General features: G+C 62.6%; 5 protein-coding genes. All 5 read left to right on the top strand.

Annotated features, from left to right (window positions below; translation table 11 throughout):
* Window positions 1-641, top strand: a 641-nt coding sequence (locus AC1DWI_RS03305) for a glycine zipper 2TM domain-containing protein (RefSeq protein ID WP_477724368.1), incomplete at its 5' end; no start/stop codon positions are given.
* A 159-nt stretch (window positions 642-800) separates the two neighbouring features.
* Window positions 801-2,012: a M23 family metallopeptidase gene (locus AC1DWI_RS03300; protein ID WP_477670301.1), complete on the top strand. Its 1,212-nt coding sequence runs from the start codon at window positions 801-803 to the stop codon at window positions 2,010-2,012.
* Window positions 2,013-2,079: 67 nt separating this feature from the next.
* The gene (locus tag AC1DWI_RS03295) at window positions 2,080-3,405 is read left to right on the top strand and encodes a DUF308 domain-containing protein (RefSeq protein WP_477724367.1); all 1,326 of its coding nucleotides are present in this window, start codon (window positions 2,080-2,082) and stop codon (window positions 3,403-3,405) included.
* Between the two features lie 632 nt (window positions 3,406-4,037).
* Window positions 4,038-11,741, top strand: coding sequence for a DUF7933 domain-containing protein (locus AC1DWI_RS03290; protein WP_477724366.1), 7,704 nt, complete (start codon window positions 4,038-4,040; stop codon window positions 11,739-11,741).
* Window positions 11,738-12,168: OmpA family protein (locus AC1DWI_RS03285; RefSeq protein ID WP_477724365.1), on the top strand; the 431-nt coding region annotated here is incomplete at its 3' end. The genes AC1DWI_RS03290 and AC1DWI_RS03285, both read left to right, overlap by 4 nt.

Here is a 12,168-nt window from a genome sequence, read left to right as displayed (position 1 = left end):
TCGCAGCACCGCAAGCCGCGCCGCAAGTGGCGCCCCCCATGGCCGCGGCCAGCAATGTGGCGGACGACATGGCTGAAAAGCCGGTTGCCGCACCCGCCAAGCCCGCGCCCGTGCCGACCAAAAAAGTGGTCAAGCCGACGCCAAAACCGGCACCCGCCCCGAGTTATGCGGGTATTTCGCCCGCACCGGCCCCTTACCCTGCACCGGTCGCTGTGGCGCCGGCGCCTGTGTGCCATCTATGCGGTGCGGTGGAGTCAGTGACACCGGTTGAGCGTTCCACCAAGCCGGCAGGCCCTGGCGTAGGTGCTGTGGCGGGTGGCGTGCTGGGCGCCGTGCTGGGTAACCAGGTCGGCCATGGCGGTGGGCGTACGGCGGCCACCATCCTGGGTGCGGTGGGTGGCGGTTTCGCCGGCAACGCCATCGAAGGGCATGTTCGCAAGGAAACGGTTTACCAGGTCGGCGTGCGCATGGAAGACGGTTCCCAACGCATGGTAGAAGTTGCCCGCGCTCCCAGCGTTGGCAGCCGCGTGACAGTGGAAGGGTCGACCTTGCGGACCCAGGATGGCGCCAGTTACGGTCCCAAGCCGCCGCCGGCCCCTGTGGTCACGCAGCAGCAGTCTCCCGACTACAGCAACCGCTGATCCAGTCAAAGACCGGAAGGCGTGCAGACTTCAGCACGATTGCCCGGTGATCTTTTCCCCATGTGCCGTGCGAAGGGATCCCTTCGCGCGGCACGCTCTTATGCTTCGACGGTGCGATGCTTGGCGCTATGATGGCCCCGCCATCACAAGGAGGATCGCATGCGTCGTTTTTTTGTGGCCGTGCTGGTACTTGCCGGAGGTCTGCACGCCTTTGCGGCAGGACCCAAACCCGGACTGAACAACCTGGAATTTGCCGGTGCGCATGACCAGAACACTCCTGTACTGCTGAGCGCCGCCTCACGCCCCGTGCCTTTTCGCGGCGCTGATGGGCGTGTGCACATCGATTACGAGCTGCAGGTCACCAATGCGCGGGCCGTGCCGGTCAAGCTGGTATCGCTGGAGGTATTGGATGCCGCTTCGGGCAAGGTGCTGACCACCGTCGCCGGGGCGGATGTTGCGGGCACTTTTTCGTTGCTGGACGGCGCGGGTGGTGACAGCATCGGCGCGGCACAGGCCGGTTTGTTCTGGATTGACGTGGTGCTGGAGGCCGGTCAGGCCATTCCGAAAGTCCTGTCGCACCGTGTGGTCACCGCCGGGCCCGAAATCAAGCTCACGGCAGCCGTCAAAACTGCCGGTGAGAGCAGCGTTCAGACCACGCAGACCGGTGGCAATGTTTCCGTCAGCACCCGGCCGGCTCCGCTGATCGGCCCGCCGCTTGAGGGGACCGGCTGGGTTGCATTCAATGGCTGCTGCAAAGAGGCGCCGCACCGGCGTGCCGGTATCCCGGTGAACGGCGTTCTTTATGTCAGTCAGCGGTTTGCGATCGACTGGATCAAGATAGACGCGAACTCGCAGCAAAGCAACGGCGACAGCAACAAGAACGAAAACTGGCCGACCTACGGGCAAAAAGCGATTGCCGTGGCGGATGCCAAAGTGGTTTCCGTGCTCGACGGGCTGCCTGAGCGGGTGCCCAATGCCTTGCCACCCGACACGACCATGCAGAACGTGACGGGCAACCATGTGATCCTCGATCTGGGGCGCGGCTATTACGCGTTTTATGCACACCTGCAGCCGGGTTCACTGAAGGTGCGCGTGGGCGACCGCGTCAGGCGCGGCCAGGTGCTGGCGTTGCTGGGCAATTCCGGCAACACCACGGCGCCGCACCTGCATTTCCACGTGTCGGACGGTATCGGTCCCTTGTCATCCCAGGGCGTGCCCTACGTGATCGACGCGTTCACGGCCAGGGGTGTTGCCACGGACGCGACCGAGCAGGGCAAAGTGCTGTGGACCGCGCTGCCGCAGCAGCAGGCCGTCCAGCGTGCAACCATGCCAATGAATGGCTATGTGGTTGACTTCCCCTCTTTGAAGTGAAGCCTGGGCGCTGCGAGCTACGCATTCCCCTGACGCGTAGCACGGTCCCGGCGGTCACCGCACCAACATGTTCAGACTTGCACTAACCCTTTTTGGCGGCGATGCGCTCGTGAAGCGCTGGAAGATCTTTCTGGTGGCGGGCCTGCTCGCGGTGTTGCTGGGTGCCGTGGTGCTGATAGACCTGGTCGATGGCGTGACCGACATGGCAGGCTGGGTGTTCGGCGCCGTGTTGCTGTTGCAAGGCCTGGTGGAGCTGGTGATAGGCACCACACACACACGTGCGCGGCGGCGCTTTGAAATGTTGCGCGGCGCGGCCATGGTGGTGTTTGCCTGTCTGCTGCTGGATTTCCCCTGGGACAATTCGATTGCTGCAGCCGTTCTTTTCGCCGCTGCTTTTACCTTCAACGGACTGGTGCGTATTGCGTCAAGTCTTTTAATCCGGTATCCGAACTGGCGCATCTCCAACGTCATCGGTTGGGGTTATCTGGTCATGGCGATATTGCTGGTGACCGACTGGCCCCTGCCTTCTGCGATGAACGTGTCTTTTTGCACCGGCCTTGCATTGATGGCGGGCGGCTACGTCGTGATGCGCGGCGCCTGGCGCCTGCAACGCTTGCCGCCGGGGTCACGGCTTGCGGCCATTGAGCTCTATAAAAGGAAAAGGGAGATGGGTGCCAGTACGCCCCCATCCGCCCCGCCCGCAGGTGCCGGCATGCCCGGCGAACAGATGGTGGTTCACATCTGGACCGCCGTGGATCAAAGCGAAGAGCGCATCCGCCTTCCGCTGGTCGACCGGTACATTGCGGCCCTCTCCCGCAAAGGCAGCGTTACCACCGGCCATGTCGCGCTGGAGTGCGGGCCGCAACTGTACATCAGCCACCATCCACGCGTGCGCCTGACCATCACGCAGCACAATCTTGTAAACCAGGTGCGCGCTACACAAAGCAACGACCATCCGGGGATGTGGCTTCCCTCTTATGAGCAGGAAGCCGGTGCGACGCGCCCTTCAACCTTTCGCATCCGCTTTCGCCTGTTTAACCGCAGCCACCTGCAGTCGTTCTGGGAAGCGTACCGTCAGGACGACACCTATAACCTGACGCATCGGAACTGCTCGGTGGTCGTGACCGAGGCTATCGACGCCGCGATGGAAGGTGTATTTGCCGACAMACCTTTCTGGCGAACCCTGCTGCGCCTGGCCTTTCACCCCGACATGTGGCTGGCCGGAAGCGYACGGGTGCGTGCCGAATCGATCGCGTGGACACCCGGGCTGGCGCTGGATTATGCCGGCGCGATCCGGCGCATCACCCACCCACATCAGGACTTGAGGGTGCACCTTGCGCGCTGGTGGAAGACACGCCGGCCCCAACGTCAGCGCGCAAAAAAAATCCCTTGAAAACTCGGCGAGGAGGTTGACCTGCGCTGTGTGAAGGGCGGACTCCAGAAGTCCGGATTTAGTGGCCGTTCCAAGGTCTGGCGGCCCCCATCCAAAAGGAAAAAGCATCAGGGCTGACGAACCTCAAAGGCGCAGCCCTGCCGCAGGCAACCTGTCTGCGTTTGACAGCCGGTGCATGTACGGCGCGTGTCGCACGGGTGTTATTGGCCATTCCCGCTTGCGGGAGCTGCATGGGCCGTAGATGCCGCCCCTCTGTCCGTTGTGAGGGATTCCGTTCACAAAAGCCGCAGTCATGCCTGGCTCAACAGCGGTTTCTTCAGGTATTTCCGCCTGCTGCCAAAAATGTCCACTTGGTTTGCATCGGCACAACGAAAAATTACAGAAAGAAACATATACAACTAATAGGGTTGTTAAAAAGTTCCACTTTTGTCACTTCAAACTAACAAAGTAGTAAATTTAGTATTAGAAAAAACGCAACATAGTTAATCTTCGCACTGTTTGTTACCGGTACGTTGTCTGACATGAGACATGCCGAGTAAACGCAGTGCGTCCTCTGCCAGCGTTGACTCGGTGCTCCTGCGGACTGCTTACCGGCACGGTTCCCAAGCATTCAAAGAGTCGAACTGCCTACTATGTTGTCCTCGAAATTTCTGGCGAAAGCCGCTGCCGGCTCCTTGCTTCGTGCTGCGGCTCTCGGATTGGCCATTGGATTGATGCCCGTTGCGGCCCAAGCCTTGACGGCTTCGGTGACCGCGATCATTCCGGCGCAAGGGATGTATCCCGGCGARACGGCCACCTTGCGAATTACCCTGTCCAACAGCGATCCGGTGCCCGTCACCAATGTGGACTTCAGCAACAGCTTGCCTGGCCTTCTGCCCAACGGCCTCAGTGTTGCGTCTGCGGCCATCAATGGTTGCGGTGGGGCTTTAACCGCCAACCCGGGAACGCAGGCGCTTGCCCTGGCTGGCGGCACCATACCTGCCGCCGCCGGCGGGATTGACGGCCAGTGTGTCATCGACATTCCGGTCACGGTCGGCACCTCGACGGGTAACGCAACCTCCTACGCGTATCAAATCCTCAATGGTGCGGTGACCAGCAGCGGCGGCAGCAATGTAGGAGATGTCTCCCAGACCTTCGTGGTCAGGGCATTGCAGCAGCCGCAAATTTCAAAGGCATTCACCAGCTCGACGCTGGTGCTCGGCGGCGCTTCGACGCCTCTGACCATCACGCTGGTCAACCCGAACCCGGTGGCAATTTCCGGGTTCAGCATCACCGACAACTTTCCCCAGCTCGGCGGCAGCGCCATCATGAAGGTCGCGGCAGCGCCAGGCGCGAATGCAACGTGCACCAGCGGTCCGGTACCGGCCTTCAATCCCGCACCGGCAGCGGGCGCAACCAGTGTGACCGGCACCGGAGATCTGCCGGCGAACGGAAGTTGCACCTTCGTTGTGAACGTGGAGGCGAACCAGACCAACGGCCAGTTCTCGACCGGTGCCCAGAACAACATCATCAACCGGAGCACCGACTTCACCAATGTGCTTGGACTGCCCGCCCAGGCCAATGCGCAGGCCAGCGTGACGGTCCGGTCTCCGCTCGGTGTGTCCAAGGGCTTTACGCCCAGCACCTCCCTTTCAAGCGGTGCCTCGGGCTTTCTTACCCTTACCTTGAGCAATAGCGGCAATACGCCACTGACTGTCACCACCTTTGATGACACGCCGATCGACGGGATTGGTGGCGTCGACCCGACAAAAGGGTTAAACGTCACATCGGCGGTGACCAGCTGTGCGGGCGGCGCCGCTGCCGCGATCAACAGCAACAAAGGCGTCAGGCTGACCGGCGGGACCATTCCCGCCAATGGCAGCTGCACGGTGACAGTGAACTTCACCGCGGCTGTTCAGGCGAACGGCGTGCCGGTGACCTACACCAACAGCATCCCCCAAGGCGCCGTGGATGTGGGCGACCCCGCCATCAAGAGCCAGGCGGTATCGGCCACCATCCTGGTTGCCGACGACCTCCGTGTTCTCAAATCGGTACAACCCACGACACCCGTGGCGCCGGGCAACCCGATCCAGTACCAGATCACCGTGCAAAACTTCGGCGCTGGTGCGATCAATACCGTATCGGTGACGGACAACTTCACCAACGGCCAGACATTCCTCACCGGCACGATCAACGGCCTTAATTACACGCCGACTGTCAGCGCCGCTTGCGGCAACGTCAACTCTGCGAGCCCACTGGGCAGCAATGCGCCGGTCTTTACCATCGACACCGTCCCGGCCCGCACCAGTGTCAGCGTACCGGGTGCCTGCACCATCACCGTGTGGGCCATGGCGTCCACTGTTGCGGTGGCCACCTCGAACAACGTCATCGCTGCCGGTGGGGTTTGCTACAACGGCGGCGCCACTTGCAACGGGGGTGCTTCCAATTCCACCAGCGTAGGCACCAACCCGCCCGTGCTCGCAGCAACGAAGGCGTTTGCCCAGTCCTCTCCCGGCGCCAGCACGTTTGCCGAGGGAACCATTGTCCGCATGACCATCACGCTGACGAACAAGTCGGCGAACCCACTGACCAACGTTGCGGTTTCGGATACTCTGCAATTGGCAACCAGCGGTGGGGGCCAGCTCCGCATCGCAAATCCGGCCAACGCGGCAAGCACCTGCGGCGCCCCCGCCATCACGGCGGTTGCCGGCTCCACTTCGATCGGCATCACCGGCGGCACCGTTCCGGCTCGCGCCAACAACGGCACGGGTGCGGACGGCAGCTGTAACTTGCAGGTGGATGTCGTAGGGCCGGCCGGCGTTTATAACAACACCGCGACGGTCGACGGCACCGAAACCTACGGGAACGGCACGACACACACACTGGGTACGGTATCAACCAACACCCCCCAGCTGACCTACACCTCCGCGCTGACCGCGAACAAGAGCTTCAATCCACCCGGCGTGTCCTCGGGCGGCAAATCAACGGTCACGGTTCAGCTCCTGAATTCGAGCGCGCTCGCGCTGACAAACGTCAGTGTGACCGATCCGCTCCCGGCGGGCATGGTGCTGGCCACTCCGCCCAATGCGCAGACGACCTGCGCGGGAAGCACGTCCATCACGGCTGTTGCAGGGGCAGGCAGCGCAACGTTGACCGGCGCCAATGTGGCGGGCGGCGGAAATTGCGCTTTCCTGTTTGATGTGGTGGCAACAGGCGGCGCGAACTGGGTCAACAGCATCCCCCCCAACGGCATCCTCGCGGACGGCGGCGTGCGTAACGTCACCGCCGTTGTCGGCACGCTGCTTTTCAATGCTCCTACCGGCCTGGCCGTCAGCAAAACGACTTCCATCAGTTCCCTGGCTTTCCCCGGCCAGGTGAGCCGGCTGACGATCAACATATCCAACGGGTCCCAGGCGGTTACCAACCTGGATATCACCGACTACTTCACGGTCGGCGGTGTTGCAGGCGGCACCAACAATGGGTGGGTGGTGACGCCTACCCCGGCAACCGCAACGACATGCCCGGGCGGGGTTGTGACCGCTGCGGCGGGCGCGCGATCGGTCCGTCTGTCAGGGGTAAACCTGGCTGCAAACGCGACCTGCCAGGTATCGGTCAACGTGACGTCTGCCGTGACCGGTGGCAACACGAACACCATTCCGCCGGGTGCCATCATCACCGACCAGAACCTGACCAATGCCAACCCGGCAACGACCAGCCTGGCGATCAGCACGAACATTGGCATCGTCAAGCAGTTCACGCCTAACGTGGTGGCGCCGGGTACCCGGTCCCGCTTGCGCATCACTTTCTATAACCCGCTTTCACAGCCCGTCAGCGACCTGGCGGTCACCGACACCTTGCCGGCTGGTGTGACCGTTCCCAGTGGCGCGAATCCGACGACGACATGCCAGGGTGCGACGGTCTCTTCGACGGTCAACACGGTGCAGCTTTCGGGCGGCATCATCGTCGCCGCGGCCGGAAATGTGCCGGCAACCTGCCAGGTTGAAATCGACGTCTTTGTGGCGGCGCAAGGCGACTATGTCAATACCATTCCAGCCAACGCACTAACGGCAACCGCGGGCGGCAATGCCCTGGCGAACACCCAGCCTACGAGCGATACGCTGCGCGCGAGGTCACCAGTTGTGGTGCACAAGGCTTTCAGCGCCCGCACGCTGGACGCAGGCAATCCTGTCGGGTTCACGACCGGGTCCGACACCAAGGCGCCCGGTGCGGCGGCGGTCATGACGATCCGTTTCGACAATCCCAACAACACGCTGCTCAACGGCATGACCCTGACGGACGCATTGCCCGCCGGACTTGTCGTCGCGCCTACGCCGGCGGCGGCCACGACCTGTGCAGGCGGCACTGTTGTTGCCGCAGCGTCCGCCACCAGCGTTCGCCTGACCGGGGCCACACTCGCAGCCAATGGGTTCTGTACCGTCACGGTGAATGTTCTGAGCAACATTTCGGGCGTGTACACCAACACCATCCCGACCGGGAGCATTACTACCACCGAGGGCGTCACCAACCAGGAGCCCACCAGCGCACAGCTCATTACCTCCACCCCGCCGACCGTCGGCAAGCAGTTCACCCCTGCGGTGATCCCACCGAGCGGCGTATCGCGCCTGAGCATCGTCATCGGCAACACGAATGCCGCAGCAATGACCTTGAGCGCGGATTTTGACGACGTCCTGCCGACGGCACCCGGCCAGATCCGTTTGACGGCAGCTCCGGGCATGACGACCTCCTGCGGCGGTACTGTCGTGGCTGCCGCCAACGCCACCAGCGTGAGGCTCAATAGCGGCGGCACGATCCCCGCAGGTGGTTGTACGATTGATGTCAATGTGACGGGGCTGACGGCTGGCGTACACACCAACAACATTCCCGCCGGTGCCCTACAAACGAATCTGGGCAACAACCAGGCGCCTGCCAATGCGACGTTGACGATCAGCACCCTTGGCTACATCTCCGGCAAGGTTTTCAGAGACAACAACGTCACGCCCAACGGCACCTTTCAGAACGGCACCGACACGGGGATCGCCGGGGTCGGCATTGAACTGCGCAGCGGCGCAAACTGCAGTGGCGCACTGCTGACGACAGGAACCACCGATGCGCTCGGCAACTACCTGTTCTCCTCACTGGCTGCCGGCAGCTACTCCGTTTGCCAGCCGGCGCAGCCCGCGGGAACCACCAATGGCATCACGACCGCCGGCCCCATCAGTGGCATCAATGGCAGCACGGGTTCAGCCGGTACGGCATCCAACCCCACGGCTACCACCAGCCAGATCACCAACGTGGTTCTCAATGGTGACGGCGGAGCCGCCGAAATTTCGGGCTCCGCCAACAACAACTTTGCCGAAGTCGTTCCTTCGACCATTTCGGGCAAGGTGTTCAAGGACCTGAACAACAATGGCGCGCAGGACGGCGCGGATGATCCGCTCGCAGGCGTCACCATCGAGCTACGGGACGCAGGCAATGCGCTGGTCGCGACCACGGTCACCGATGCGGCGGGCAGCTATTCGTTCGGCAACCTTTTGCCTGGAACTTACAGCGTGGTGGAGCCCGCACAACCTGCCGGCACCTCTAACGGCATTACCACCGCGGGCGCTGTTCCGAACGGCGGAACACCCGGAACGGCGACCACACCGGCTGTCACACCGAGCCGGATCAGCAGCATCGTGCTGCCGCCCAATACGGTTTCGAGCGGCAACAACTTCGCCGAGGTGTCCAATGGCGGCACGATTTCCGGCAAGGTCTTCCTGGACTATGACAACAGCGGCCTGATGAATGGAAGCGATCACGGCATCGGCGGACAGACGATCAATCTGACGGGCACCGACATCAATGGGCTCGCTGTCTCCAGGTCAACGGTCACGCTGGCCGACGGTACCTATAGCTTTRCGGGGCTCGCGCAGGGGACCTATACCGTGACGCAGCCCCTGCCGCAGGCCACCGGCACGACCAATGGCCAGACCATCGCGGGCAGTACCGGCGGAACGGCGACCTTGCCGGCCAACCCGGTGTCCTCGATTTCGACGATTCCACTCGCCAGCGCGAATGCCGTGTCAGCTGACAACAATTTCGCTGAAATCCCGGGCAATGCGCCTGACCTGGCGATCGCCAAAACGCACGCGCCGGTCAGCTTCGCCCAGGGATCCAGCACAGGCTTCTACACCATCACCGTTTCCAATGTCGGCGCAGCGGCAACGTCCGCCACCGTGACGGTGGTCGACACCCTGCCTGTGGGTATGACTGTAGCTGCCGTCAATGGCGGCGCAACCTGGTCCTGCTCCAACACCGCAACCACCGTCACCTGCAACACCAACAGCGTGATCGCCTCCGGTGCCACAGCGCCCGTCATCACGGTACGTGTTGCGGTGGCTGCCGGTTTGTCCGGACAGGTCCTGGTGAACACGGCGGTGGTCTCCGGCGGCAATGAGCCCAGCGGCTTTTCCGGCAACAACACGGCAACCGACCCCACGGCGATCTCCGACGTGGCGGCGGTGCAAGGCAGCGTGTGGCGCGACCTCAACCATGACCGTATCAAGGACCCAGGTGAACCATTGGTCCCGGGCTGGATCGTCGAGCTGACACTCGGCGGCGTGGTGGTGGGCACCACAACCTCCGATGCAAACGGCGCTTACAGCTTTTCCAGTGTGGCGCCGGGCTCGGGTTACCAAATCCGCTTTCGGGAGCCCACAAGCGGGCGCATCTATGGACGCCCGGTGCCCAATGAGACCGGATTGCCCTATACGAATGGACAGGTGAATTCGACCTCCAATCCGGCCGGTGCGAACAATACCGACGGAACGTTAAGAGGCCTCACGCTAACCGCCGGTACCACAACCTTGGCCCAGAGCCTGCCGCTGGATCCGAGCGGAGTGATCTACGACGCGGTCAGCCGTCAGCCTGTACCCAACGCCATCGTCACACTCTCGGCCCCAGGCCTCACCGCAGCCGATGTGATTGGCGGCAGCCTGACGCAGACGACGGGCGCTGATGGTTCTTACCAGTTCCTGTTGCTGGGCGGTGCTCCGGCAGGCGCGACCTTGTACACACTGACGGTGACGTCGCCACCGGGTTACCTGCCCGGTCCGTCGGCGATCATTCCAGCCTGTACCGCGACCCTGGGCGTGGGCCTGGCGCCTCCGAGCCCAGATCCGGCGTTGGTGCAGAACAGCAACTTCGCACCCACAGCGGGCGTGCCGCTGCACAACCCCGCAGCTTGCCCCAACAACACCCTTGCCCTTGCGGGCGGTGCGGCCACGACCCAGTACTTCTACACGTTCACTTTTGCCGCAGTACCAGGCTCGGCCAACGTGTTGAATAACCACATCCCGCTGGACCCGGTGCTGGGCGGCGCAATTGTGATGACAAAGAGCACGCCGCTGGTCAATGTGGTCCGCGGCGACCTGGTGCCGTACAACATCACGGCGACCAACACGCTGAATGCGGTGCTCGGCAACATCAACATCGTGGATGTGATTCCGGCGGGCTTCAGGTATCGCACCGGCTCGGCATCGCTCAACGGCGTGGCACTTGAGCCCACGGTGAGCGGACGCAATCTCACCTGGGCCGGCCAGACGTTTACCGCAGGTGAGCGCAAAACGCTTCGCATGCTGCTGGTGGTGGGCAGCGGTGTGTCGGAAGGCACTTACGTGAATCAGGTCGCAGCCCGCAATGCGCTGGTCAACGCCCAGGTGTCCAACACCGCCACAGCGACGGTGCGTGTGGTTCCCGATCCCACCTTCGATTGCTCCGACATCATCGGCAAGGTCTTTGACGACAAGAACGCCAACGGCTACCAGGACGAGGGGGAGCCGGGCATCGCGAATGTCCGCATTGCAACTGCGCGCGGGTTGCTGGTTACCAGCGACCATGATGGACGTTTCCACGTGGCTTGCGCGGCAATCCCGAACGCTGATCGCGGTTCCAACTTCGTGATGAAGGTGGACGAAAGAACCCTGCCTTCGGGCTATCGGTTGACAACCGAAAACCCGCGTGATGTACGGGTGACACGCGGCAAGATGGTGAAGCTCAATTTCGGCGCGACGGTCCATCGTGTGGTCCGGCTCGAACTCTCCGGCTCTGCATTCCTGAACGACGGCACGGAGTTACAGCCTGCGTATCTCGCGGTGCTGGAAAAGCTGCCTTCGCAACTCGCGACACGTCCATCCATCCTGCGCATTGCCTATCACCGAGGCGCCGAGGCGGCGGGGCTTGCGGAAAAACGCGTGTCGGCGATCGGTGACCGGATACAGGTCTTGTGGAAGGAAAGACGAAAGAAGGAGCGCGCGGAAACAGACAGTGAACCCCTCCATCCCTTGATGATTGAAACCGAGCTGGAGTCGGCGAAATGAATTTCCGTACACACACCATTGCAGTAGCCGTCAGCGTCCTTTGTGCAGGGTCTTCTGTATGGGCCGCCACCGAAGTCAGCGGCAAGCGAATTGACAATGGCCGTATCGACCTGTTCTCGGTGCCGCCGCCTGCGGAGGTGCAGCCGGCCATCAACTACCCGTTGCCTTCGGGCGTTACGCGGGAAGAGGCGGCAGGCATGCGCAGCCGCGCAGCGCAGTTGCCGCAGAGCGTGGCCTCCGTCAACAAGGCGCTGGAAGAAGCCAGGGGCCAGAGCCTTTTTGTGTCGGGCAAGGCCGAGTTGCTGCCCGCCGCCAAAGCATCCATTGAGGCGCTAGCCGCCGAGATACGCGCCAAGGGCGCGTCGTCTCCCGGTATGCGCATTGCTGTTGTCGGGCACACAGACAACCAGCGATTGGCGCCGGAGAC

This window comes from Polaromonas sp. P3_C2, assembly GCF_056402675.1.
This window is presented reverse-complemented; position numbering and strand designations above follow the sequence as displayed.

Bases quoted from the DNA above. Each gene is read 5' to 3' on its own strand.
- AC1DWI_RS03300 (WP_477670301.1), top strand. From the start codon at position 801: ATGCGTCGTTTTTTTGTGGCCGTGCTGGTACTTGCCGGAGGTCTGCAC.